General features: G+C 58.5%; 16 protein-coding genes and 1 pseudogene. 3 read left to right on the forward strand and 14 right to left on the reverse strand.

Annotated features, from left to right (window positions below):
- Nucleotides 1-57 precede the first annotated feature (57 nt).
- The 10 genes and pseudogenes from NLX71_RS10745 to NLX71_RS10790 all read right to left on the reverse strand — a co-directional run bounded on the left by NLX71_RS10745 (nt 58) and on the right by NLX71_RS10790 (nt 16,060).
- Nucleotides 58-1,518 carry an MDR family MFS transporter gene (locus NLX71_RS10745; protein WP_254363615.1) on the reverse strand — a complete coding sequence of 487 codons (1,461 nt, stop codon included), beginning with the start codon at nt 1,516-1,518 and terminating at the stop codon, nt 58-60.
- Complete coding sequence (locus tag NLX71_RS10750; protein ID WP_254363616.1) at nt 1,515-1,742, reverse strand: MbtH family protein; 228 nt, start codon at nt 1,740-1,742, stop codon at nt 1,515-1,517. The genes NLX71_RS10745 and NLX71_RS10750 overlap by 4 nt, the downstream gene beginning before the upstream one ends.
- Nucleotides 1,739-8,935 (reverse strand): amino acid adenylation domain-containing protein, encoded by a 7,197-nt coding sequence (locus tag NLX71_RS10755; protein WP_254363617.1) that lies wholly within the window; start codon nt 8,933-8,935, stop codon nt 1,739-1,741. Before NLX71_RS10755 ends, NLX71_RS10750 begins: the two co-directional genes overlap by 4 nt.
- Before the next feature lie 14 nt (nt 8,936-8,949).
- Nucleotides 8,950-9,912: an isochorismatase family protein gene (locus tag NLX71_RS10760; RefSeq protein ID WP_254363618.1), complete on the reverse strand. Its 963-nt coding sequence runs from the start codon at nt 9,910-9,912 to the stop codon at nt 8,950-8,952.
- 26 nt (nt 9,913-9,938) lie between these two features.
- Entirely contained in the window at nt 9,939-11,570 is a 1,632-nt protein-coding gene (locus tag NLX71_RS10765; protein WP_254363619.1) for a (2,3-dihydroxybenzoyl)adenylate synthase, read from the reverse strand.
- A gap of 3 nt (nt 11,571-11,573) precedes the next feature.
- Nucleotides 11,574-12,830, reverse strand: coding sequence for an isochorismate synthase DhbC (gene dhbC, locus NLX71_RS10770; RefSeq protein ID WP_254363620.1), 1,257 nt, complete (start codon nt 12,828-12,830; stop codon nt 11,574-11,576).
- A gap of 28 nt (nt 12,831-12,858) precedes the next feature.
- Nucleotides 12,859-13,695 carry a 2,3-dihydro-2,3-dihydroxybenzoate dehydrogenase gene (locus NLX71_RS10775; protein ID WP_302058176.1) on the reverse strand — a complete coding sequence of 279 codons (837 nt, stop codon included), beginning with the start codon at nt 13,693-13,695 and terminating at the stop codon, nt 12,859-12,861.
- A gap of 25 nt (nt 13,696-13,720) precedes the next feature.
- Nucleotides 13,721-14,581 carry an alpha/beta hydrolase gene (locus NLX71_RS10780; protein ID WP_375377912.1) on the reverse strand — a complete coding sequence of 287 codons (861 nt, stop codon included), beginning with the start codon at nt 14,579-14,581 and terminating at the stop codon, nt 13,721-13,723.
- A gap of 67 nt (nt 14,582-14,648) precedes the next feature.
- A pseudogene (locus NLX71_RS10785) lies at nt 14,649-14,783 on the reverse strand (ABC transporter substrate-binding protein); the annotation flags it as partial.
- A gap of 56 nt (nt 14,784-14,839) precedes the next feature.
- Nucleotides 14,840-16,060 (reverse strand): ABC transporter substrate-binding protein, encoded by a 1,221-nt coding sequence (locus NLX71_RS10790; RefSeq protein WP_254363622.1) that lies wholly within the window; start codon nt 16,058-16,060, stop codon nt 14,840-14,842.
- A gap of 280 nt (nt 16,061-16,340) precedes the next feature.
- Between NLX71_RS10790 and NLX71_RS10795 the strand changes: the two genes are divergently transcribed.
- Genes NLX71_RS10795 through NLX71_RS10805 form a run of 3 tightly spaced genes read left to right on the forward strand, consistent with a single transcriptional unit; the run spans nt 16,341 to nt 20,272 of the window.
- Nucleotides 16,341-17,936, forward strand: a complete 1,596-nt coding sequence (locus tag NLX71_RS10795; RefSeq protein ID WP_254363623.1) for a spore germination protein — start codon at nt 16,341-16,343, stop codon at nt 17,934-17,936.
- Nucleotides 17,937-17,984: 48 nt separating this feature from the next.
- Entirely contained in the window at nt 17,985-19,088 is a 1,104-nt protein-coding gene (locus NLX71_RS10800) for a GerAB/ArcD/ProY family transporter (protein ID WP_254363624.1), read from the forward strand.
- A complete protein-coding gene (locus tag NLX71_RS10805) occupies nt 19,085-20,272 on the forward strand; it encodes a Ger(x)C family spore germination protein (protein ID WP_254363625.1) in 1,188 nt (395 codons plus the stop codon). Before NLX71_RS10800 ends, NLX71_RS10805 begins: the two co-directional genes overlap by 4 nt.
- Here NLX71_RS10805 and rbsK read toward each other — a convergent pair.
- The 4 genes from rbsK to NLX71_RS10825 all read right to left on the reverse strand — a co-directional run bounded on the left by rbsK (nt 20,212) and on the right by NLX71_RS10825 (nt 26,943).
- Nucleotides 20,212-21,192: a ribokinase gene (gene rbsK, locus NLX71_RS10810; RefSeq protein WP_309248936.1), complete on the reverse strand. Its 981-nt coding sequence runs from the start codon at nt 21,190-21,192 to the stop codon at nt 20,212-20,214. The two genes, NLX71_RS10805 and rbsK, sit on opposite strands and share 61 nt — an antisense overlap.
- Nucleotides 21,182-22,189, reverse strand: coding sequence for a LacI family DNA-binding transcriptional regulator (locus NLX71_RS10815; protein ID WP_254363626.1), 1,008 nt, complete (start codon nt 22,187-22,189; stop codon nt 21,182-21,184). The genes rbsK and NLX71_RS10815 overlap by 11 nt, the downstream gene beginning before the upstream one ends.
- Nucleotides 22,190-23,032: 843 nt before the next feature.
- Nucleotides 23,033-25,138 carry an ABC transporter ATP-binding protein gene (locus tag NLX71_RS10820; RefSeq protein WP_254363627.1) on the reverse strand — a complete coding sequence of 702 codons (2,106 nt, stop codon included), beginning with the start codon at nt 25,136-25,138 and terminating at the stop codon, nt 23,033-23,035.
- Nucleotides 25,135-26,943, reverse strand: a complete 1,809-nt coding sequence (locus tag NLX71_RS10825) for an ABC transporter ATP-binding protein (RefSeq protein ID WP_254363628.1) — start codon at nt 26,941-26,943, stop codon at nt 25,135-25,137. The genes NLX71_RS10820 and NLX71_RS10825 overlap by 4 nt, the downstream gene beginning before the upstream one ends.
- Between the last annotated feature and the right edge of the window lie 45 nt (nt 26,944-26,988).

Genomic DNA, 26,988 nt, shown 5'->3' on the forward strand with positions numbered 1-26,988 from the left:
ATCTTTTTCACACGCTGGACGATAGCTTTCCCAACGTTTTGACATCTGCAAAGCACATTACCCTTCGGTAGGAGAGCTGCGTTCTCCCACAGTTTTGACCGGTGCTGGAGCGCCCCGCTTGCGGAGCGTTGCGGCGGCATCGGAGTCGCGGATGCCGAACGCAAACCACAGACCGAGCAGCAGGAAGCCTGCCGCCCCTAACAGCGCGAACCGGTAAGCCGTCAAATTCGGCTCCATGACTCCGGCAGCGTTCGCCGCTCCCGTGCCCACGGCGGCGAGAATGCCGGACAGCAGCGCAAGGCCGATCGCGGAGCCAAGCCGGTTCTGGACCGAGAACCAGGTCGAGGCGCGCCCCATTGACGAAGGGGGAATGTTGGCAAACGAGGCGATCTGCACCGCGCCGACCGTATGGCCCAAGCAGACGCCCACGCCGAACAGCAGAGCGCGGATCAACCATGGATTGGTGCCCTCATGAACGAAGCTCAGCAGCACGAAGATCGCCGTCGTGCAGAGCAGCCCCGTCATGATCAGCCGTTTGGGGCCGAGCTTCGGATAAGACCAAGGCACGAGTTGGGACGACACCATCAGCCCCAGCGCTTCCGGAAACGTCGTCAGCCCGGTCTCCAGCGCCGAGGCGCCCAGCGCATATTGGTACATCAGCGGGAAGACGTAGAGCATACCCAGCAGACCGGCGGCTGAGCACATGCCGACAAGCCCCGCCGTGCGAAACAGCCTGTCGCTTAGCAGCCGGAAATCCAGCATCGGCTTCGGCGCGCGCAGCTCGACTACGACGAGAGCGGCCAGCAGAAGCAAGCCCAGAAGTCCCGTCCCCACAATCCATGGCGAATGCCAGCCGAGAACCGGCCCTTGGCTGAGGGCGTACATCGTCAGCGCCATGCCGGGAGCGGAGAGCAGGAAGCCCGGCAGATCCAGCCGGCCGGCCTCCGGTTCCTTATGCTCCTTGAGATACAGCAGTCCGAACAGCAGAATCGGAATACCGACCGGGAGATTGATGTAGAAAATCCAGCGCCAGGAGAACTGGTCCGTCAACAAGCCGCTGACGATCGGTCCCAGCGCAGGCGCTGCGGCAATGGGCAGCACCAGCGCCCGCGATACTTTGGCCCGCTCCTGCGGCGGGAAGGCCCGGAACAGCATCGCCATGCCAACGGGCGTGAGCAAGCCGCCGCCGATGCCTTGCAGCACCCGGTACGCGGTAAGCTCCGCCAGACTGCCGGCCAACCCGCACAAGGCGGAAGCCCCGGTGAACAAGCCGAGCGCCAGCAGCAAGATTCGTTTGCTTCCCCAGCGGTCTCCGAGCCAGCCGGCTACCGGCAGGACGAGAGCAAGGCTCGCCAGATAGCCGACGTTGAGCGCGCCGGAAGCCGACGGCGGTATGTTCAGCTCTCGGCTGATGGTGCCTAGCGCCACGTTCAGGACGGTCGCGTCCATCGACGCCATGAACATGGCGGTGACGTAGACGATGCACACAACGACTTTGGGACTCGGTCCTTCCTTCATCCCTGCTTCGTGTCGGCGTAGACAGGCTCGGCATCAAGGCTGCAAGGCCGCAGATCCGACCAGCGTGCAGCGATGTAGTCGAGGCACGCCTCCCGCGCAGCCTGCCCGAAAGCCGCCGTCCAGCCCTGCGGAACCGGAATGAAAGCGGGCCACAGCGAATGCTGCCCCTCGTCATTGATCAACACCAGGTAGTCGCTGTCCGTTCGTTCGAATGGATTGGTCATTGTTTGATTTCCTCCCTGAAGGTTTTGACTGTCCGGTTTTTCATCGCCTGCAGCTTCACCGCAAGCTGCTGTCCGATCACCGTCAGCGGTCCGGGCTGGCACAGGTCTTTATGCCGGCACGCAATATCGTGGCGCTCCATCTGCCCGCTAATATACGGAAGCCACGTCTCCGGCTCAATCGGATCGAACCAGTCCGGAATGATGGTGGAATGGAAGAACAGCAGGTCGCCCTCGAACCGCTTCGGCACATAGGCCCCTAACAGACGGACCGAGTTCTCGTAGGTCGTGCGCAGATTCCGGATAATCGCTTCGTCCAAGCTTGCCAGCGCGCTGCCGTCACTGCGCAGAATCTCAATGGCGGCGGCCATGGTCAGCGGAACGTCGCCGAGACTGTCCGGGTCGTAGCCGCCGAGCGCCAGCAGCGCGATCAGCGCTTCTTCCTCGTCCACTTCGCCGCGAAGCGGCAAATAATGGCTTGGGAAGGCGTCCAGCATCGCGAGGAACTCGACTTCCTCCCCTTCCTGCTGCAATTGGACGGCCATGGCCTGCGCCACGTTGCCGCCGAGCGACCAGCCAAGCAGCCGGTACGGACCGGTTGGCTGTACCGTGCGGATATGCGCAATGTAATCCGCGGTCATCTCATCCATCGTCTGCGGCAGCGTCTCGCTCTGCGCAATGCCCCGGGCCTGAAGGCCGTAGATCGGGTGTTCCATCCCGAGATGCTTCATCAAGCCGGCGTAGCACCAGCTAAGCCCGCCCGCCGGATGCACGCAGAAGAGCGGCGACTCGGTACCGTGGGCCCGCAGCGGCAGGAGCACCTGAAGCGCGCCTTGATCCGTCCCCATCTCCAGCCGTTCCGCAAGCCCGGCAACCGTTGGCGTCTCGAAGAGGACGCCGATGCCGAGATCGCGGCCCATCGCTTCACGAATGCGGCTCATGAGCCGCACCGCCAGCAGCGAATGCCCTCCGAGCTCGAAAAAGCCGTCGTCGATCCCTACACGCCGCAGCCCCAGCACTTCGGCGAACAAATCGCACAGCACTTCCTCTTGCGGCGTCCGCGGGCCTCTTCCGTCAGGGTCGACGGTCCAATCCGGCGCAGGCAGCGCCTTCCGGTCCAGCTTGCCGTTCGGCGTAAGCGGCAGGGCGTCCATGCCGATGACGGCCGACGGCACCATGTAATCCGGCAGGCTGGCGCCCGCATATCGGCGCAGCTCGGCAGGCTCGGCCAGCGAGTCCGGCGCGGGGACGACGTAAGCGACCAGCCGCTTGTCGCCCGGCTGATCCTCGCGCACCACGACGGCGACCTGAGCAATGCCGGGATGCCTTGCCAGAACCGCCTCGATCTCGCCCGGCTCAATGCGGAACCCGCGGATCTTCACCTGATGATCCGCCCGGCCCAAATAATCCAGCGAGCCGTCGGCGAGGCGCCGGGCCAAATCGCCGGTACGGTACATCCGGGAGCCCGGCGCGCCGAACGGATCGGCCACGAAGCGCTCCGCGGTCAGACCCGGACGACCCCAATAGCCGCGAGCCAGCCCGGCGCCGGCGACATACATTTCTCCCGCCACTCCGGGCGGTACAGGCTGCAGCGCTTCATCCAGAACATAGACCCGCAAATCCGGAATCGCTTCGCCGATCAGGCTGCCGCTCCCCAAAGCGGCGCTGCTGCGGTCCAGCTCCTTGTAGCTGACATGCACGGTTGTCTCGGTAATGCCGTACATGTTGATCAATTTCGGCGCGTCGTCCGGATGGCGCGCATACCATTCCTCCAGCCGTCCGAGCTCCAGCGCCTCGCCGCCGAAGACGACGTAGCGCAGAGCCAGCTCCCCGCCCAGCGACGGATGCTCGCGGTCTGCCTGCATCAGCTGATAAAACGCCGACGGCGTCTGATTCAGCACCGTAACCCGCTCGCGTACGAGCAATTGCAGGAACTCTTCGGGCGACCGGCTGACCGTGTGCGGCACCACGACAAGGCGGCCGCCATGGAGAAGCGGTCCCCAGATTTCCCATACGGAAAAATCGAAAGCATACGAATGGAACAGCGTCCAGACATCCTCCGAACCGAAGCTGAACCAATGCTGCGTCGAAGCAAACAACCGTATGACGTTCTGATGCGGGATCACGACGCCTTTCGGCTTGCCCGTCGAGCCTGAGGTATAGATCATATACGCAGGACTGAGCGGTGACAGCCGTCCTCTGCGATCGCGGTCGCCGGGGTTATCCGACGAGTACGCCCTTAGCCTTTCCGCTGTGTCCGGCGCATCCAGCGCCAGACGCGGCAGGCTGCCGGTATCCGGCAAGCCCTCGGCCCCAGCTTCGCTTGTGACAACATACACCGGCCGGGCGTCCTCCAGCATATAAGCCAGCCGGTCGGCCGGATAATCCGGGTCCAGCGGCAAGTACGCAGCCCCGGCCTTCAGCACGGCCAGCACGCCGACTACCATCTCCACAGAACGCGGCAACGCCAACGCTACCATTTGCTCGGGGCCGACGCCTTCGGCGATCAGCAGATGCGCCAGCCGGTTGGCGCGGCGGTTCAGCTCCGCATAGTCAAGCAGCTCGCCTTCGCAGACGACCGCCGCCGATCCGGGGCTGCGGGCCGCCTGCGCTTCGAACAACCCGGGCAAATGAGCCTCGGGCGTCCCATGCAGCGGCTCGCGCCATTGCGCCAGCAGACTGCTGCGCTCGTCAGGCATCAAAATATCCAGCCGCCCGATCGGCTGATCCGGCGCGGCCGCCGCTCCCTCCAGCATCTGCATAAACCGCGCGGCCAGCTTTTCCGCCGTGCTGTGCTCGAACAGATCGGAGCTGTACTCCAGAAGCCCCTCCAGCCCGTCCGGCGTACCATCCGGTCTGCGGCGCTCATCTAGCTCAAAGGTCAGATCGAACTTGGCCGCACCGACGCTGTCCAATTGGAGACGCGACGACACTCCGGACAGCTCCAGCGCGGCATCCGGTGTATTTTGCAGTACCAGCATCATCTGGAACAGCGGGTGCCGGGCCCGCGAACGTACGGGATTCAGTACCTCGACCAGACGCTCGAAAGGCACATCCTGATGCTCGTAAGCAGCCAGATTCGTCTGGCGGACACGAGCCAGCAGCTCGCGGAAGGACGGATCGCCGGACGTATCGGTGCGAAGCACCAGCGTATTGATGAACAAGCCGATCAGGCCGTCCAGCGCATCGTCGCTCCGCCCCGCAATCGGACTGCCGATCGGGATATCCGTCCCACCGCCGAGCCGGGTAAGCAGCGCCGCAAGAGCAGACTGCAGCACCATGAACAAGCTGGCCTTGCTTTCGCGGGCAAGCTCCGCCAGCCGTAGGTTCAGCTCGCTGCCGATCCGGAAGCGGACAACCCCGCCCTGGTAGCTTGCTGCCGCAGGCCTCGGACGGTCGGTCGGCAGTGTCAGCTCGTCCGGCAAGCCCTGCAGCGTCCGGGTCCAGTAGGCGAGCTGCTTCGCGATCAGGCTGTCGGCGTCGCCCTCGCTGCCAAGCAGCCGCTCCTGCCAGATCGCATAGTCGGCATATTGCACCGGCAGCGGAGCCCAAGCGGGCGATTCGCCCCGCAGACGGGCAGCGTAGGCGGCGGACAGCTCGCGGGTGAGCGGCACCAGCGACCAGCCGTCGCCCGCGATATGGTGCAGCAGCAGCAGCAGGGCGTATTCGTTCTCGCCAAGCACGAACAATTCGGCGCGAAGCGAAGGCTCCTCGGCGAGCCGGAAGCCGTAGCGCACCGCCTCCGCCAGCCGCTCGGACAGCTCGTCTTCGCGGACTTCGGTCACAAGCAGCCGGGGCTTGGCCTCCGCCGCATTCAAAATGAGCTGCTGCGAGGAACCCTGCGTATCCGGGAAAATCGTGCGCAGCGTCTCGTGCCGGCTTACCACATCGCCGAGCGCTTCTTCCAGCGCGGTCTCATCCAACGGACCGGACAGCCGGGCCACCAACGGAATGTTGTAGGTCGGACTCGGGCCTTCCAGGCGATACAGAAACCACAGCCGGTTCTGGGCAAAAGAAAGCGGGACCGCCTCCGGCCGCTCAGCCGGACGCACGGCCGGTCTGGCGGCCTGCGCCTGATCGAGACGCTTGGCGAGAGCGGCGACGGTAGGCGACTCGAAGAGGCCCCCGATGCCGAATTCCACGCCGAACACTTCCCGGATTCGGGCCACGATCCGCCCCGCCAGCAGGGAATGGCCGCCGAGCCCGAAGAAATCGTCGTCGATGCCCGCCTTCGCCAAGCCGAGCACCTCCGCGAACAAGCCGCACAGCAGTTCCTCCTGCGGCGTTCTCGGACTGCGGCTGGCGGCTGCGTGAAAATCCGGGGCAGGCAGCGCCTTGCGGTCGATTTTTTTATTGAGCGTCAATGGCATCGCGGCCAACAGCACGAAGGCGGAGGGCACCATGTAATCAGGCATCTCTTCGGCCACATACTGCCGAAGCTCCGCCGGATCGGGGCCTTCCGGGGCATGGGCTGTGAAATAAGCGACAAGCCGTTTATCCCCGGGGCGGTCCTCCCGCGCGACGACCGTAACCTGATCAATGGCGGGATGCCGCGAAAGCAGCGACTCGATTTCGCCCAGCTCCACCCGAAATCCGCGAATCTTGATCTGATGATCCGCCCGTCCTATGTAATCGAGGGTACCGTTCTCAAGCCATCTCGCAAGGTCGCCCGTACGATACATCCGGCTGCCGGGCGGTCCGAACGGATCGGCGACGAATCGCTCGGCCGTCAAGTCCGGCCGGCCCAAATAGCCCCGGGCCAGTCCCGCTCCCGCAAGATACAGGTCGCCCGCTACGCCCGGCGGTAACGGAGACAGTCCCGCATCGAGCACATAGGCTTGCGTGTTCGCAATCGGCCTGCCGATCGGCGGCGTCCCCGTGCGCTCTTCGCCCAGGCGCTCGGTAGTAGAATGAATCGTCGTTTCCGTCGGTCCGAATTGGTTATGAACCTCGCAGCCGAGCGACTGCATCGCGAGCTTCAGCCCCAGCGGAAACGCCTCGCCGATCGTGATGATCCGCAGGCCGGGGAACGGTTCGGGCTTGCTCGACGCGAGCGCCTGCCACAGAGTCGGAGTCGCCTGCATGATCGTAGCCCCCGACTCATGGATCATCCTTGCCAGCGCAGGCGGGTCCATGATCACCGACCTCGGAGCGATATCGAGGCGGGCTCCCGCAATAAGAGGCAGGAAAATCTCGAGCACCGAAATGTCAAAAGCAATCGTCGTTACCGATAGCAACCGATCCCGGACGTCCAGCCGGAACTTGTCCTGCGTGGCCGTGAGCAGGTTGGTCAAGCTGCCGAAGGTCACGATCACACCCTTCGGCTTGCCGGTGGAGCCCGACGTGTAAAGAATATAGGCAGGGTGAAGAGGCGACACACGCCCGATACGGTCCTCGTCGCCGGGAGAAGTTTCCGGCTGGCTCAGCAGATGCGCTTCGGCAGCAGGCTCGTCAAGCACCAGGAGAGGCCCCGCCGCTTCGGAAGGAAGCCGGGAAACCGTTTCCCTGTCCGTCAAGACGCACAGGGGAGCGGCGTCTTGGAGCATATAGGCCAACCGGTCCTGCGGATAATCGGGGTCCAGCGGCAAATAAGCGGCGCCGGTTTTATGGACGGCCAGAAACGCCACGACCGCTTCCACCGATCGCGGCAGCAGCAGCGCTACGATGCCTTCCGGACCGGCGCCCTGCGAGATTAACGCATGAGCCAGCCGGTTGGCGCGCCGGTTCAATTCGGCATACGTGAGGACCGTATCCTCGAAAACGACGGCAACCGCATCCGGCGTACGGGCCGCTTGGGCCTCGATCATCGCGGCCGTGGAAACCTCCGGCACTTCCCGGGCCGTTTTGTTCCATTCGATGAGCACCTGCTCCCGTTCCTCGGGCAGCAGCATGTCGATCTGCGAGATCGGCCGCCCAGGGTCGGCCGAGGCAAGCCGCTCCAGCCAGCCAAGGAAACGCCGCTGATGAGCCGCCAGCTCTTCCGCCCCGTACACCGCCGGATTTCCGTCGAAATCTACCCGCAGCCCGCTGCCATCCGACCGGTCATAGACGTGGATCGACAGATCGTCCACAGGCCCGGCGGACAGATTATGCGGAATTCCGGGGCAGCCGGCAAAGCTCAGCCGGTAGTCGAACGGCATCACATTGACCATCGGCCCGAACAAGCGGCGGTTTTCCCCGAGCAGTTTCAGCTCCCGCCGCATATCCTGCTGCCGGTACAGCTGATGGCGCCGGGCCTCGCGAACCTCCCGCGAGACTTGGCGGAGCAGCTCGGACAGCGGCATCTCGGGCCGCACGGCCAAACGCAGCGGCAGCAGGTTCATGACCATGCCCGGAATACGCAGCGAAGCCGAGCCTAGACGGCACATCATCGGCAAGCCGAGAATCACATCGTCGGCGCCGGTCAGCCGATGCACGTAAGCCGCCGTCGCCGCAATGACGACATCGGGCCAAGTCGTTCCCGTCCGGTCGGCCGCTTCTCGCAGCGCGGACGCATCGTCGGGCGACAGCTGCGCGGTCCGGCGCAGGAAGCCCGCCCCGGCTCTGGCCGTCTCCCTGCCCAGACTCACCGCTTCCGGCGCATCGGCGAAGCGGGCAAGCCAGAAGGCCCGGTCCCGCTCCTGCTGTTCCGAAGCGCGGTAAGCCTCGTCCTCCTGGAAAATCGATTGCAGCTCGCCGAACGCTCCCGGTCCGGGCGGCTGTTCCTGAGAGAAGGCGGTATAGAGCTGAGCGGCTCTCTGGGCGAGCAACGAAAAGCTGTAGCCGTCGATGACGAGATGATGGATGCGCTGATACCAGAGAAAACGGTCCGTGGCCAGCTTGAACAACGCTTGCGTAAACAGCGGCCCGCGCGTCAGGTCCATCGGCTCGGCCAAGTTCCGTCTCATCCAAGCCTCCGCCGCTTCCAGCGGATGGTCCGTTCCGCTGAAGTCCAACTGATGCAGCAGCCACTCGGACGACGGGGCAAGGCACTGCCAAGGCCCATCCCCGTCTTCGCCGAAGCGCAGATGCAGCGTTTCCGCCTCTTCCACCGTTTGCCGCAGCGCCGCTTCAAAACGCGCCGGGTCCACAGGTCCGCGAATATCGATATATTCCCCCGTATTGAACATCGGGCTTTCCGGGTCAAGCTGCTGGGCGAACCAAATCCCCAATTGCGCCCCCGTCAACGGTCGGCGGGTTTGACGAGCTTCGGACATATGCGCTCTCTCCTTCATGTCGTAATATAATCCCCGTTCGGCAAAGTCCTGCTCAGGCGAGCGGAAAGCAGCGCCCACCAATCGGCCAGCGTCGGACGCTCCGCCAGCTCCACGAAGGTGACTTCCGCCCCGGAGCGCCGCCACCGTTCGGCCAGACTCATGATGCGGATCGAATCCATGCCCCACTGCGTAATCAAGTTGTCGTGCTCCGCAAGGGACGACGGAGCTTCCTGCAGCAAGTCCGCCACCAGCTCTCGCAAGCCGTCCTTGGTCAACGTCCCGCTTTCCGCCGCCGGGGCCGCTTCCGATATGGCTTCCGCTTGGGCCGCAGTTCCCGCTTCACCGCGCAGCGCCTTGATGAAGCGCTCCGTCGTGATGGCAACCGCGCAGCGTTCGGCCGCGTAGGTGATTGCCAGCCGATGCTTCTCCAGCGAGAAGTCCGCCACCGCATCGACGACGAAGAAAGGCTCCACCTCCTGCATGAACGCTTCGCAAGCAGTCATGAGGCAGCCGATGTGAGCGTAAATGCCGCATACGATCAACTGGTCGCGTCCAAGCTGGGTCAGTGTGGCGCGGAAATCGGTCTTCTGAAAGGCGCTGTACCGCCATTTCGTCAGCACGATATCGCGCTCGCCCGGCGGCAGCTCCTTCACGATTTGCTTCTGATAGGGTCCGTCATCGATCCCCGGACCCCAGAAATCCTGCAGCAATCCGCGTTGCTCTAGCGTCTGGCCGCCCGGCTGGGCGGAATAAACGACCGGTATGCCCAGCTCTTCGCAAGCGCTTCGGAGCACGCGGATGTTCTCCAGCAGCTCGATGACAGGGGATGTGCCTGCTGTAAAAGCGTCCACGAAATACTGCTGCATGTCATGAATCAGCAAAACCGCGCGTTTCGGGTCGGGCGTCCAATTCACCCGGTTGGCGGGCAGGTCGGATGCCGTCGGCATCGGATAAGGCATTATGGCAGGAAGAGCCATCGTATCTCCTCTTTTCTCACGTTATTTTATTTTGTTGGAGGCGCAGCCGAAGCCTGCTGCTTCTGTTCAATCCGTTCGCGCAGCGCCTTCTTGCTGATCTTGCCGACCCCGGTTCGGGGGAGCGACTCTATAAATTCCACCCGGTCCGGGATTTTGTAAGCGGCCAGTCCCCGCTCCCTCAAGAACGCTTTGAGCTCGGCCGGGGCAGGCGCAGGCGAATACGGCACGATGAAGGCGCAGCTGCGCTCGCCAAGGTAAGCGTCGGGCATCGAAACGACGGCGGCATCATGCACGCCCGGATGAGCGAGGAGATGGTTCTCGACCTCCTCCGCCGCCACCTTATCACCGCCGCGGTTGATCTGGTCCTTGGCCCGGCCCTCGACGACAAGATAGCCCGCAGGCGTCATTCTCGCCTTATCCCCTGTACGGTAGAAGCCGTCCGCCGTGAACGCTCTGGCGTTATGCTCTTCGGCTTTGTAATAGCCGCGGATCGTATAGGGGCCCCGCGTCAGCAGATGTCCGACCTGACCGGAAGCAACCTCTTCATCCTCGTCATTCACAATGCGGATCTCGTCATAAGGCGACATCGGTCTGCCCTGCGTATGCACCAGAATGTCCTCGGGATCGTCCGGCCGGGTATAGTTGACCAGCCCTTCCGCCATCCCGAAGACCTGCTGCAACGTGCAGCCCAGAACCGGCTTGACCTTGCGGGCGGCCTCCGCACTGAACTTGGCCCCGCCGACCTGCAACAGCCGAAGCGACGAAAGGTCGCTGCGGCGCGACTCGGCGGCGTCCAGCCAGACGAGAGCCAGCGGAGGCACGACGGCGGTGATCGTGACGTGTTCCCGCTCGATGAGAGGGAACGCCTCGTCCGGGCTGGAGCCGCGGGACAGCACGACGCGTCCACCCGCGTAGAGCGTTCCCAGCACGCCCGGGGAACTCAGCGGATAGTTGTGAGCCGTGGGAAGCACGGCAAGATAAATGCTCTGCTCGTCGAGAGCGCATACTTCTGCGCTCATCCGCAAGCTGTAGATATAATCGTCGTGCGTGCGCGGAATAAGCTTCGGCAGCCCAGTGCTGCCCCCGGACAGCTGGAGAAACGCCACATCCCCGGAGCTTGGCCCCGGCAAATCGGGCAGCGGATCGGCGTACAGGTCGCACAGCGCCGTAAACTTCCCGGGATCGCCGGCTACAATGACATGGCGCAGCGTCGGTACCTGCTCTTGTACTTGCGCCGCCAGCTCCCGGTAATCGAAGCCCGCCTCAACATCCGGAATAATATAAGCATTCGCATTTGTAAACTCGGAAAAATACACGATCTCACTCCTGCGATGGAGCGGAAGCGCGAATACCGGCAGCGCACCCAGCCGAAACAGCGCAAAGCACACCTCGATAAACTCCGCGATATTGGGAAGCTGCAAAATCACCTTGTCATCCTGCCGAATGCCAAGCTTGTACAATCCGGCGGCCAGCCGGTCGACTCTCGCATCCAGCTCGGCGTAGCTGATCCGGCTTGTTCCGCTGACGACGGCGATGCGGTCCCCGTAAGCGGCGGCGCGCCCACGCAGCATTTCGCCGAACGTCTCACCCTGCCAGCAGCCGGTCTCCCGGTAAAAATCCGCCAGCTCTTTCGGCCATGAAGGGTATTGCGATCGCATCGTTCATCCCTCCCTTACGGCCGCAGACTGCGGCTGATTCAGCCCCATCGCCTGCAGCAGCGTTCGGAATTTGGCGGACGTCTCCGCCAGCTCGGCCTGCGGGCTCGATCCGGCAACGATCCCTGCGCCCGCGAACAGCCGCAGCTCACGGCCTTCCACCTCGGCGCAGCGAATCGTCACGATCCATTCCCCGTCGCCGTTCGCATCGCACCAGCCGACCGCTCCCGTGAAGAATCCCCGGTCGAACGGTTCGCTATCGCGAATCGTCTCCCGCGCCAGATCGGTCGGCGTCCCGCAAATCGCCGGTGTCGGGTGCAGCGCCAAAGCCAGCTCCAGCGACGATACCCAAGGATCGGACAGCTCCCCGGTAATGACCGTGGACAGATGCCACATCGTGGACGTCTGTACGAGCGAAGGCTCGTCGGGCACGTCCAAGCGGCTGCAATAAGGACGCAGCGCGTCAGCGACGGCTTCGATCACGAGCGCATGCTCATGCCGGTCCTTGGCCGAAGCAAGCAGCGCCTCCGCCCTCCGTCGATCCTCGACCGGATCGCTGCTGCGAGGCGCGGAGCCCGCGAGCGGATTCGCCTTCAGCCGCCCTCCCGTTCTTGTCACAAGCAGCTCCGGGCTGGCGCCGATCAGCGTTCTCGGCTCCTGACCGTTCGTCTCGTCCGGCGTCCATGCGGCCCGCGCTTCTCCCGGAGCCAGGTTCACCGCAAACGTATAGCCATGCGGATTATGCCGGGCCAAATTGCGGAGAAGCCGGCGCACATCGACCTTCACAGGCAGCGTCAGATGCAGCGTTCTCCCAAGCACGACCTTGTGGAGGTCCCCCTTCTGAAAACGCGTCACCGCCCGGCTCACGCTCCGCTCGTAGACTTCCGGCTCCGGCACGGGGCGCAGCTTATAGTCCGAGGCGTCGGGCCGCTTATCCTCAACCTCGCTGCGTAATTCCAGCCTGCCTGCCCACCGGGCCGTCTGCGGTACAATTAGCTCCGCAGGCTTCGCAGGATCGAAGGGGATCGCTCCTACGACAACGGAAGGCGTCCCTCCGGAAAATTGCGTGCGGGCCAGCAGTTCGGCCACACGCTGCGGCAAGCTTTTGAGCCGATCCGCGCCTCCCTGCACGGACAGCCTGGCCGCCTCCCCTTTCGCCAGCAGCGTGCGCTGCGGCGAGGCCAGGAAAAACGACGAGCCGGCTTCGTACGTATCGATAAGCTCGGAAGCCCATGCGGCAGGAACCGTTTCCAAGTTCACCATGTCCATCATCCCTCTCTTTAGAATGAAATTATGTTCCCAGCGTTGCACCGCCATCGATGCATAAATCGCTCATGGTCATATGACCCGCCCGGTCCGACACAAGAAAAACGACCGCATCCGCAATATCGGAGGGTCTGGCCAGCTTCCCGAGCGGAATGCCCAGCCGGAACGACTCCGGCGAGCCCGCGATGGCCGCCTTCTCCCCGGACTCATCCGTCCACAGCAGGCGCTGCATCGCCGTATCGGTCGAGCCCGGCGAGACGATATTGCAGCGGATATTGTGCCGGGCGTGCTCCAGCGCCAGACATTTGGTAAACATCGCCGAGGCCGCCTTGGAGGCGGCATAAGCCGCCATTTGCATTCGAGGCACCCCGGCGGCATTCGAACCTACGGTCACGATCGCCCCGGATCGGCGGAAGGCCATGCGTCGAACCACAGCGCGGGATACGTAAAATACGCCTTTCGTGTTGACGGCAAATGTCGCCTCCCAATCCTCGTCGCTGTACGATTCGATCGCTCCCATCCGAAGCACTCCGGCGACATTGACGAGAATGCCGATGGGCCCAAGCTCCCGCTCGATGCGCTCCACCGTGTCCTCTACCGCCGAGCTGTCGCTGACGTCCGCCGGATAAGCCGCAGCCTGATAGCTCTGGGCATTCAACTCCGCTACAAGGCTGCCCAGCCCGTCCGCATTGCGGTCTACGGCGGCCACGGAAGCCCCGAGCTCAGCCAGCGCGCGTGCAACGGCTTCCCCTATGCCTTGGGCCGCCCCGGTGACGAGCGCGACTTTTCCTTTGATTCCAAGCTCCACCACTTCATCTCCATCCTTTCCCCATTCGCTTCGATGCCCTCGGTTCCCCTGCATCCCCTTCCCGATCGCTCCGCCGCCGTCACGGCTTCGGCCGAAGCGCCAGCCGCAAAGCCCGGTTGATCAGCACGGGCAGTACCGATACGTGCCCTTCGCCTTCAAACTCCTTATATTCCACATGCAATCCGCGCCCGGACCATGCGGCCAGCCGCTCCGACAGCGCCAGCGCGCGGTCGCAATTGCGCGAGAAATGCGTTTTCTCCAGCTCGCCTACACCGAGCAGCAGCTCGATCCCATTGGCCGCAGGCTGCAAGTCTCTCGTAAATTCCCGCTCCGCCTCAAGCAGGAACGGCTCGTTCCAGTGAAGCGAAGGGCTGCCTGCGATATAGCTTTGAAACGCATGCGGCTTCGCAAACAGCGCGTACAGTACAAATAACCCGCCGAGCGAATGTCCGAAAATCGTCTGTCTGCTGCGGTCCACTTGAAACTCGCCTTCGATCCGCGGCTTTAGCTCCTCCTCGATGAATTTCAAGAAATGAGCGGCTCCGCCTTGCTCGGGAAGCGGCGTACTGTCCGCTCTGTTCAAATATTGTTCCGTAGCCGCCGGCGTCAGATCGTAAAACCGCTCCGGCGCGAATGGCCCGTCCACCGGATACCCGATCCCGACGATCACCGCCGGGACGACCCCGGTTTTGTCGGGCCGTCGGCTTTGCAGCCGCACGGCTTCCACCATCGTGCCGAACACCGAATTCGCATCCAGCAAATAAATAACCGGAAATCCGGCGGGAGGCGGCGCCTCCGGAGGCTTCGCCACGAGGATCTGGTATGTCCGGTGATGATCGCGCGATTTCATCATCCACTGCTCCGCCCACGGAATATCGACTTTGCTGCGCGCGAGGTGTTTCAGCGTCACTTCGCTTTGTTCGTTCGGCTTGAACGTCACTATGCTTCCATCTCCTTCAATGCTTACGCTCTGAACCGCCACGCTTCCGTTCATCGGCGAATTCCGCTTATTTGACCAAATGCTTGACCGTATCGTCTATAATTTTCTCGTAAGCGATAAGTCCGTTCCCCAGCCAGTATTTATCGCTCACCTCGAACACCTGTCCCTGCTTGACGGCAGGCATCGCCTTCCAAATCGAGCTGCCCGCATGAAACCTCTCCTTCGTTGATAATAATTCTCATTCAGGAGGATTATACATCATGGTGCGAAGCAGGCACCATGGACGCTATCCTGTAACGAGTTTGGACAATTCCCTGTAAACAAGAGCTGCGCTTCATCCAGCATCCGCGCAACGGACACGGCAGAATACTCGAACCAGGGGTCCGAGGAGATCAGGCGCACCTGTCCGTTTCGGACGGCTTTGAGCTGACGCCATGCCGCCGAATGCTGGAGCGCCAGCCAATACGCCCGCGAAGCGGCCTCGGGATAGACGAGGAGCAGCAGACGGTCGGGATTCAGCTCCGCAAGCCGTTCCATCGTAAGCGGCCGGTGACCAGACGGCTCTTCCCGGTAAATCAATTTCAGCTTTAAATCCCCGCACAGCACGTCCTCCATGCCGCGGTTGCAATAAGTATGGAGGCCTTGCCCGAAAATACGCAGAACCAGAATACGTTCGTCACCGAGCGCCTCGCCGAGACGCGCCCGGGCCAGCTCCGCCCGCCGTTCGTAGGCGGCGATCCACTGCTCCGCCTTGTCCTCTTGCTCCAGGAACCGGGCGATCTGGCGCAGCTGCTCCCGCCATCCGTCCCGCTCCGTCGAAACGAAGAAAGACGGCGCGATGTCCTCCAGCTTCCGTTTCTCGTCCTCGCCCAGCCGGTCGGTGCCGATAATCGCGTCGGGGCGAGCCTGCGCCAGCGTCCCCAAATTTTCCTCGAACGACCAGCTCGTATAAGGGGCCGTCAGCTTGAGGGGGCGCTTGATCCGCTCTTTATAGGCGTTATAGTAATACGGAGTCCATTTGGCATCGAGCGGCGCTGCCGCCGGCATAATATTCAGCGCCAGCAGCTGGCCGGTGACCGAGGAAGAGCATGCGGCGATTTGCCGCTTAGCTTTTTTGACATAGTCGGAGGGAGATACGCCCACCTCCTTCTTGAATTTGCGGCTGAAATAAAACTCGTCCCGGTAGCCTACCTTTTGCGCGATTTCCCGCAGCCGCTCCTCCGATTCCATCAAATAGCGCTTGGCCCGGTTTATCCGGAGGTCCGTCAAATAATCCATCGCGCTCTGCCCGTAGGTTTTCTTGAAAAGGTCCACAAAATATTTGGGGGTAATATTGGCCATCTGCGCCAACTGTCCGATGGACAGGGGCTCGTTATAGTGCTCATTCATAAACTCGCGGATTTCAATCAGGCTCTTCTTCGAACTCCGGCTCCTCGCAGACGCGGTTTGTTCCCTCGGCCGCCTTTCTTTTTGAAGCATGATAGCCCTCCTCCAGTATCAGCACGGTGAATATTCGATAATGATAATCATTATCAATAAGGTACCATATTCCTTTATTTCCAGTCAATCCCGTTTAAGAAAAACGATGCTTCGTTCTTCCGCAACCGCGTAAATAAAAAAAGACCGAAGAACAAGCAACGTCTTCGAAACTTTGCCTTTCTCCGGTTTGATCAATTTACTTATCCGCATAATGTCTTCTGCATGAATAACCCTGAATTGGGGATAATTTTGTATAAACTCCCGATTCGGAGGCTTCCTTATGATCCGTATCCTAAACCGATTATTGAAGTCATCACATAAAAAACAGACGGAAGGGGAAGTGCTGCTGCAAGAAAACCAGGACCTTCAGACTCAACAATTCGTAGGAAATTTAGATCAAAATATGCAAGCCATGAAAGAACAGTTTCGAAATTGTTCGGATGTTACATACCGGCCCATTCAACTTCAAGGGCAACTGAAAGCGATATTGATCTATATCGATGGAATGGTTGATACGGTCAAGCTTGAAGAAAACGTTCTTAAGCCGCTATTGATCAAAGGATTGCCGCAAGAGTTGAATCAACTGGAATCGCTCGCAGACTTCATCCGCAATCAAGCTATCGCTACTCGGCAAACCAAACTGACAAGCTCTGTATCGGAAACCGTTCAAGAGGTCTTAAATGGCCACGTCGCCGTTTTTGCTGCGGGGGAGAACCAAGTTTTACTCGCCGATCTCCAAGGCTTTGAAAAACGGCAAATTACAGAACCGGAAACCGAATCCGTAGTACGCGGCCCCCGGGAGGGATTTACGGAATCGCTGCGAACGAATACGAGTTTGCTGCGCCGAAAGGTGCGAAGTTCCAGGTTAAAAATCGAATCGCTAACCCTTGGCGAAGTATCGCGGACGGATGTGGCCCTTGCCTACATTGAAGGTATCGCACAAGACTCCATTTTGGAAGAAGTTCGAAAGAGGGTTAGCCGCATTCAGATCGATGCCGTGCTGGATTCGGAATATATTGAAGAATTTATCGAAGATACTCCGTTTTCCGTGTTTCCGACCGTGCAAAATACGGAACGTCCGGACGTTGTGCTCTCGAACTTGCTGGAAGGCAAGATCGCCATTATTGTTGACGGTTCTCCATTTGTGCTCATCGTTCCCATGACGTTTTGGTCGGTCATCCAGGCAGCGGAGGATTATTACGAGCATTTCATCTATACAACATCCATTCGATGGTTGCGATTCATATTGCTCTGCGCTTCTTTTCTGCTTCCTTCCCTGTATGTCGCCTCTACGACGTTCCATCCGCAGTTAATTCCAACGGAATTATTGCTAAGTATCGCAGCAGCCCGCGAAGGTGTACCTTTTCCGGCCGTTGTCGAAGCGATCTTGATGGAAGTGATGTTCGAGGCTTTGCGGGAAGCCGGCATTCGTTTGCCTAAACCGGTCGGTTCAGCGGTAAGTATGGTAGGGGCGCTGGTCATTGGAGAATCAGCAGTACGTGCCGGCATCGTTTCGGCGCCTGTTGTAATTGTTGTCGCTTTTACCGGTATCGCCTCATTTGCTATACCGCGGTATAATTTGGGACTGGCTTTTCGCGTCCTTCGGTTTCCCCTCCTGATCTTGGGGGGCACGCTCGGTTTTTACGGCGTTGGCTGCGGATTGATTGCGCTGCTTATTCATTTAGTCAATCTTCGCTCGTTTGGCGTACCCTATATGGCTCCGGTTTCCCCTCAGATTCCCGGAAATTTAAAGGATACTCTGATACGGGGGCCGCGATGGGCGATGGTTGGGCGTCCGACATTTTTTGTAGGAAGGGACAAAAAACGCATTCCGGAAGGTCAAAAACCCGGCCCGCAACGCGGAAAAACCAAGTAGGCGTTGGAGGGACCGGCATGTTTAATTATGGGATAGGAGCGCTCTTACATGAAAATATCCGGACTGCAGCTCTTTTGGCTGATGCTCAGTCTTGTAACCGGCTCAGGCATGCTGTTTACGTTGTCTCCAACGATTATCGAGGCCAAGCAAGATGCTTGGATCGCTGCCGCATTCGCTGGAGTGATCGGTCTATGCATTGTTTTTCTCGCCGTGAAGTTAAGCCTCCTGTACCCAGATCAAACCTTTGTCCAATATAGCCAACAGATCCTGGGAAAATGGTTAGGCAAAATCATCATCGTTCCTCCTTTTGTGTGGTTGTATTCGTTAGATGGCATGATATTGCGCGACTCCTCCGAATTCGTATACCTCGCGCTGTTTAATAGAACCCCTGTTTACGTGCTATTGGTCACCCTGTTGATCTTGGCGGTGTATGTCATTTATACAGGAGGCATTGAAGGTATCGCGCGTTGCAGTGAAATTATGGGGCCTCTTATTGTACTTATGGTTGTGGGCACCTGCGTTCTTAGTTTGAATCATGCAGATTGGCATCAATTAACTCCTGTTTATGCCGATTCCGGTATAAAGTCCATTTTGAAAGGGTCGATCCCCATCACTGTTTTTTATAGCAGTATGATCTTTTTTACGATGGTGATCTGTTTTCTATCGGATTCCCGTCAAGCATTATCGCGGGCAATGTGGGGAATGGCTATCGCGTCATTTTTCATCTTGGTGGCTACAGCAATGGTCACGATGACATTTGGGCCGGAGCTCGCTTCGCGGATGTGGGTACCTTTTTTTGATATGACGCGATCTATCTCCTTGCTGGGATTCATACAAAATGTTGATATCGTCGTTGTGATCATCTGGCTGTTTTCTGTTTTCCTCAAATTTTCTTTATTGCTGTTTATCACCATTTATGGAACAGCACAATGGCTAAACATGAGAGATTGGCGAAAGTTAATGTGGATCGTTGTCCCGATCGTATACGGTATTTCATTGTTGCCCAAGAACCTCGCGGTGATCTTGTCCGATTACACGAAAGCAATTACGCCTTATACCATGTCCATCAACGTATTCGGCATTCCCCTTTTGTTATGGATCGTCGGGACGATCCGTCAAAAGAGAGCCAACAAGAAGGTGAGGCAACGATGAAACGAAAAAAAATGATCATCCCTATCGTTTTGCTCTTGATCATGATCATGTCGACAGGTTGCTGGGATCGAAGAGAGCTCAACGACCAAGCCATCAACATCGCATTGGGATTCGACCGTAACGAGGACGGAACGTACCAGGGGGCAGCACAGTTTGCGATTCCGGCGAAAATGGGCAGCGGTGATAAGGGGAGCCAAAGTGAGGCTTATTTTTCAGTATCTGGAAAAGGTAAAAATATGTACGAAACCGTCAAGGATATGCAGCTAAAGGTTTCGCGAACGTGGTTTGCCGGGCATCGCAGGGTAATCTTGATTGGGGAAAGGCTGGCGAAACACGGGCTTTCAAACATTTTGGATGAATTTAGCCGCGATCCCAATGTTCGGATGCGAACGGACATGATTGTCTTGAAAGGCGGATCGGTAAAGGAGTTTCTCGAATTGTCCTATCCGCTGGAACGTCTTTTAGGTAATGCTCTTGTCAAAATGCATGAGTCGGCCGGATTAAATCCCGATCTCACGTTACGAAACTTTTTGATGGCTGCTGCTGGCGAGGAGAGCAGCCCCTACTTGCCTGTAATCGAAAAAGCAGGCAGTTCTTCTGAAGCAGATTCGGAAGAAGCAAGTTCGGAGATGAAGCTATGGGGATTCGCTATATTTAATAAGGATTCCCGATTCGTCGAATATTTACCGATGAAAAAGAGCTTCATCCGGCAATGGATTGCAGGGCAATTGCAATCGAATACATTCACGGTAAACATTCCCGGGGAGAAGGGAAATATTGCTGTCGAGGCCTACCATTTGAAGAGCAAAATCGGGACTTCCCGGCAGGGTGATCAGGTTTATATTCTCGTTACACTTAGCGGAAAAGGTAACATTCGGGAGAATAACACGCGCTTAGATTTGACCGATACTAAAAACATCAAGCTGGTGGAGAAGGAGCTAAATAAGCAAACCGCTAAATATGTTAAAAACGTTATTCAAAAAGTACAACCCCTCGGCACAGACATTTTCGGCTTTGGGGAAGCCTTTCATCGGCAGCATCCTTATGCGTGGAAAGAACTAAAAAAAGATTGGATTCAGAAATTTGCCAGAGCGGAAGTTTCCGTTAAATCCAATTTACATATTCAGGAAGTAGGATTAACGGGCCCATCTGGAATTCTGAAGAAACATGAGATCAAAAAGTAACCCGGAGAACCCTTGAAATCCAATTCTGCCGAAGTTGGCATGCCTGCTTGCGCGCCAAGCTTTGTCACGGCTATCGCTGACACTTTGCAGGCAAAGGCGACCGCTTCCTCTAACTCGCTGCCTGCGCCAAGCGCATAAGCGAGACCGCCGTTATAAGCATCTCCGGCGCCTGTCGTATCCACGACAGGAACGCGGAAAGCCGGAACCTTCCTGAGGGTTTCGCCCTTGCGGAGATAGGCGGAACCTTCCTCGCCAAGCGTCGTGACGATACAGCGCGGTCCCATATCCAGCAGCGCTTCCATCGCTGTTTGCAGCCCGTCACCGGACGTATTAAGTCCTGTAAGCGTCGCAAGTTCCAGCCGGTTCGGCGTGATATAATCCACGCAACTCAACATCGATTGCGGCAACGGACGGGCTGGCGCAGGATTGAGAATTACGGTTTTACCTGCTTTCTTCCCGATCTCGCATGCTGCCGCAGCCGTTTCAAGCGGGATTTCCAGCTGTACCAGCACAATATCATGCTCGGCTATGACCGCTTCCAGTTCATGCAAATGTTCAGGCGAGAAGTGATCATTTGCACCAGGAATGACAACGATCTGGTTGTCCGATTCTGCAAGTATAATTGAAGCAATGCCTGTCGCCTTACCCTTAACTTTTCTTACAAAACTGGTGTGAATGGCATCCTGCTGCAGCGACTCGATGAGCGAATGCCCAAACATATCGTCTCCTACAAAGCCGATCATCGTCGTCTGTCCGCCCAGCCTTGCAGCGGCTACCGCTTGATTGGCGCCTTTGCCGCCAGGTATAAAATGGACTTGCTCGCCTGTCAGCGTCTCCCCGACGCGCGGAAAACGGGACGTTTCCACGACAATATCCATATTCAAGCTCCCGATAACCACAATCCGAGGTTTAGTCATCATGTCTGTTCCTTTCCGTCGATCCTCTTACAATGATATTGACATCAAACAAATGCGTCTGCTCTTCCTGGATTTCCCCTTCGATTTTCTTGATCAGCAATCTTGTGGACAGCATGCCCATGTCATAAATCGGCTGAGCGATCGTCGTTATTTCCGGTTCAACGATCTGCGTCAGATCGATGCCGTCAAACCCGCATAATGCCACTTGGTCAGGTACTTTTATACCCATCCGCTGCAGCTTCTTCAGCGCACCGATCGCCATCGTGTCATTGCCTGCGAAGATGCCGTCAATATCCGGGTGACGCTGCATCAAGTTTTCGACAGCGGCCATCCCGCCGTCGAGCCGAAAAAAACCTGGTTCCACAAGGCTCGGCGAATACCATGGGAAGTGCTTCACGGATTGCTCGTAACCGATAAAGCGCTCTCTTCCGGTTACGGTCTCTTGCGGACCGTAAATATGCGCGATTTTCTTACACCCCACATCCAGCAGGTGCTGCACCGCCATGTTGGCTCCCTCCAGGTGCTTGGAGCTGACCACTGTACAGGAGGCAACCCGCGGCGCTCTATCGAGCATGACCAGCGGAATGTTCTCGTCCTTCAGCGCATCCACATCATCGGTACGAAGGTTGTACGACGCGAACAAAATACCGTCTACATAGCGTTGCTTCAGAACCTTGATGTAATTTTGTTCCTTGTCCTCACGATTATCCGAATTGCACAAAATCACCATATAGCCATACATCTGGGCAACATCTTCTACAGCTCTAGCCAGCTCAGCGAAGAATGGATTCGTAACATCGGGAAAAATAAGGGCGAGTGTTCGCGTCTTCTTTCCCGCAAGCCCTCGCGCAATGGCGTTAGGTTGGTACTGAAGCGTCCTGATCGCCTGTTCCACCTTCAGCTTGGTTACCTCGTTGACATACCCGTTTTTGTTCAAGTACCGAGATACCGTCGCCACGGAAACCCCTGCCAGTTTCGAGACATCTCTAATTGTTGCCACTTGTTTCGACACTCTCCTATCGATTGGAGGCAACCGGATACCCTATCCAAAATTAGGAATTAGGGTAACGGTTACATTTCTCTAACGACTGAATATTTTCTTTATATATCCAATAAATACAAAGAGATTTGAAACCGGAACGATTTTTATAAAAACTAATGTGTTACCGGTTACATATCTATGTTTTATATTATAGATTCGGCTATAAAAAGTTGTCAAGCAAAAAAGTTGTCAGGTGATGCCGGTTCATGCACCTAGGCAAGATTCATACCTATTCAACTCCTTGAACACTCCCACCACCTGCGCTAATGGAGCTGAGGTGCGGTTTGAACACCCCGCCGGGTATCCTGGACCGCCAGGCGCTTATCTTTTGTGCCAGCAGCCTCGGACCGGAGGAGCCTGCTGTCGCCTCAGGGTAAGTGAGCCAACCCTCGCTCCAGGATTCATCAACATACATTGGCGTTGTTCATGAGCAAGGGGCATTGGATACTCATATTCGTAAAATGCGCAATGTGTATCACAAAAAAACAAACCGCGTTAATTGGAGCCATTCGGCAGTTGATGGGTGAACAAACAACAGTTATCGGGCAGGCTGCCGATATGCACATTTTATTGCGTGTACATAATGGCATGAATGAGCAGGAACTGATTCATACCGCCGCCGAGGAAGGGGTCCGCGTGTACGCCGTATCCCCTTTTTGGGCACAGCGAACCAAGGCTGAGACGTCGATGGTGCAAATTGGCTTCGGCGGGTTGACTATGGAGGAGATTGCAATGGGAGTCCAGGCTCTGCAAAATGCTTGGTTTGGTACAACGCCCCACGAGGCAAGAAGCAAATCGATCTCAAAAAACTCGTCTGATTCTCTTATACTGAAGCTCGAACAGACGATAATAGTACCCACGCTGCGCGAGAAGCTGGTAATGGTTTCCGGTCTCGCGGACCTTGCCCTTATGCATGACGATGATCTGGTCGGCATGCTGGATCGTCGACAAGCGGTGCGCCACAATCAGCGTCGTCCGGTCCTCCGAAATGTTCATCAGCGCGTCCTGCACGATAAGCTCCGTCTCCGTATCGATATTCGACGTTGCTTCGTCAAGAATGAGAATCTGCGGACGGAACGCGATAGCCCGGGCGAACGACAGCAGCTGCCGCTGGCCGAGCGACAGATTGATGCCGCGCTCGCCGAGCAGCGTCTTGTAGCCGCCGGGCAGGCTGCGGATAAACTCGTCCATATGCACCATCCGGGCCGCAGCGACGACCTGCTCGTCGGCAATCTCCGGGTGATTCAGCCGAATATTCGAGGCAATATCTCCGGTGAACAGGAACACGTCCTGCTGCACGATGCCGATGTAATGGCGCAGGTCGTCCAGCGGGATGTCGCGGATATCGACACTGTCGAGCTTGATGCTGCCTTTCTGAATGTCATAAAAGCGGTTGATCAATTGGATGATCGAGCTTTTGCCCGCCCCCGTCGCACCGACGAACGCCACCGTCTGCCCCGGCCGGATCGTGAAGCTGACATCCTTCAGCACCCAATCGTCCCCTTTATAGGCGAACCATACGTTCTCGAACGCGATTTCGCCACGGATTTCCTTCGGCAGCCGCTTCGGCTGCTCCGGGTCGACGATCGCAGGCTGCTCGCCGAGCGTCTCGAAGATGCGCTCCGCGCCGACCATCGCCGTCTGAATCTGGTTATACTTCTCCGCCAAGCTTTGCAGCGGCTGAAAAAACTGCCGCACGTAATGCGTGAAAGCATACACCACCCCGAAGGTCAGGCCACCGTCGATGACGCTGGCGCCGCCGTACCAGAGAAGCAGCGCGATAGCCAGATTGCCTAGGAAGCCGATCGCCGGCTGGAAGATCGAGTTGATGACCGTTCCCCGCATGCCTGCCCGGTAATAAGCCGTATTGTGATGATCGAACTGCTCCCGCTGCCGCTCTTCGCGGATAAACAATTGCGTAATCCGGATGCCGGACAAGTTTTCCGCCAAAAACGAATTGAGCCGCGACAGGATCACCCGCGATTTCCGCATGGCATCCCGGATGACCGACCGGTACCAGAACGTAAGCACGGCCAGAAACGGCAGCACCGCAAACGACAGCAGCGCCAGCTTGGCGCTGAGCTGCAGCATGATGACGACGATGCCGATCAGCACGATGACGTCTTTGATCAGGTTGACGACAACCTGCGAATACAGTTGGTTAAGCGACTCCGTATCCTGTGTGACGCGGACGACAATCCTTCCGACGGGATTGCGGTCGAAGTAGGACATCGACATGCGGCTTAAATGCTGAAAGAGCTGCTGCCGGATGTTGAAAATGATCGTTTGCCCCGTATACTGCAACAGATTGCTTTGCAAGTAGCTGAGCAGCGACGCGACGACGACCGCGCTGAGGAAAGCGACGCCCAGCCAGAGGAACCCGGTGTAATCCTGCTTGCGGAACGCCTCCAGCGCGGCAGCCTCCAGCGGCTCGGCAGCGAACATCTGTCCTCTGGCGCGCACTTCCGCTTTACCACCCGCTTCCGTTACGGTCGCCTGCTCGGGCTGCTTGGCGATCCAACCGGCAATGAGCCAGTCTTTGCCGTCGATCCGCACGATCTGGGCCTGCTTTGTTCCAAGCTCCGGCTGGCGGGCCGCCCGCTCGGCTGCGTCCGGTTCGAGCCGGAGGTAAGCCCTGCCGTTCCACTCCGTCACATCCCCGTAGCTCCGCAGACGCTCGGCCTGGGACGCTTCCGCCGACAGCATCGGCTTGTGCAGCCCGTTGATATGGCCGTCGATCGCCACCTTGATGAGATAAGGGCGCGCCAAATCGGCGACGACGATCAGGAAGGCCAGAATGACGCAGAGCGCGATCATTCGCCAATACGGCTTGGCGTAGGAAAGCAGCTTCGTCAGCAGCTGCGTATCTTTCATCGTCTTGGCGGTTTTCTCCGCGTGTATATTCATGCGCCCGCCCCTCCCCGCATCAGCTGCGAAGCAGCGGCATTCCGCTCCTGTCCGTCCTCTCGCTTGGCTTCCTGATCCAGCAGCTGCTTATGGTACATGTCGGCGTAAATGCCGCCCCCGGCCAGCAATTGCTCGTGATTGCCGTGCTCAACGATACGGCCTTCGTCCATGACGACGATTTGGTCGGCGCTCTGCACCGACGAGATCCGGTGCCCGATAATGATCGTCGTGCGCCGGTTCATCACGGATTCGAGCCCTTCGAGGATCAGATCCTCCGTAATCGTATCGACCGCGGACAAACTATCGTCGAAGATCAGCACCGACGGCTTCTTGATCACGGCCCGCGCGATGCTTACCCGCTGGCGTTGCCCGCCCGACAGCGAGATGCCGCGCTCGCCGAGCGCCGTATCGAACTGGTCCGGAAATTCGACGATATTTTCGTACACTTGGGCAATCTTGGCCGCTTCGACGACCTGCTCGTCGCTGTAAGGCTTCGGGTCAAACCCGATGTTGTCCCGGATTGTGGACGAGAACAGGAACTGATCCTGCGGCACGATGCCGATCTGGCCGCGCAGCGTCCGCAGCGGAATTTCGTGAATGTCGTGCCCGTCGATAAACACCGTCCCTTTCGGCGGGTTGTACAGCCGCACGAGCAGATGCGCCAGCGTGCTCTTGCCGCTGCCGACACGGCCAACGATGGCAAGGCTGGAGCCCTTCGGCACCTTGAGCGAGACGTTCCGGAGGGAGGGCCGCTTCGCTTCGGGGTAAGAAAACGTCAAGTCACGAATATCGATCTCGCCGCCAATCGTTTGAATTTCCGGCTTCGCGATGACGTCGTCCACCACGTCCGGCTGCGTATTGAAGATTTCCAGCAGCCGCAGCTCAGACGCCTTCCCGCGCTGAAGCAAATTGACGACACGGCCCAAGCTTTCGATCGGTCCCATAAGCAGCGACAAATACGTATTGAAAGCAACGAATTCGCCGAGCGTAATGATGTCTTTCAGTACCATCATGCCGCCGAGCACGACCGAGACGAGAAAGCTGAGCCCGACAATCCCGGCGCTGAGCGCTCCAAATAACGAATTCGAGCGCACATACCGCCGGTTCATTTCGACGGCCCTCCGGTTGTCCCCGGTGAACATCTCCCGCTCTGCTTTTTCCTGTACGAATGCTTTGACGACCCGGATGCCCGCGGTAAACTCCTGCACGCGGCTCGTCAAATCGGAGATCGCGGACTGCATATCCGCCGACTGCTGCATCATCCGCTTGTTGAACCGGTAGGCGAGCAGGCTGAGCAGCGGCAGCGGCAGCATCGTCAGCAGCGTGAGCCAAGGATTGACCGAGCTCGCCATGGCCGCCACGGAAACGACGATCAGAAACACCGCTTCCATCACGTTGAAGTATCCCGCCATCGTCACCTCGCGAATGACCCCGACGTCGCTGATGGCGTGCGACATCAAGTCCCCGATTCGCCGATTGTTGAAATATTGCGCCGACAGCTTCTCCCAGTGGTCGAACAGCTCGCCGCGCACCCGCATCTCCAGCTGCCGCGACAGCCGGAATAAATAAATGCGGGAGACAGACCGGAAGAAAGCGATCCCAAACCCTGCGGCAATCATCCAGACACCAAAACGAACCGCCTGATCGTAGGTAAGCCCGCCTGTTTGGATGCTGTCCGTAAACCGTCCGAGCAGCCAGGGAATGATCAGTTGCAAGATGGACGATATGGACAATAATGCAAAGCCCACTAGGTAGGGCAACCGGTTCCGCTTGATATGAGACCAGAATATATTGTTATTCTCCATCCATTTTCCTCCGTCGCAATTGAAGACTATTGTAAGGGTACCGCG

Source organism: Paenibacillus sp. MZ04-78.2 (assembly GCF_024213375.1).
Lineage (GTDB): Bacteria > Bacillota > Bacilli > Paenibacillales > NBRC-103111 > Paenibacillus_G.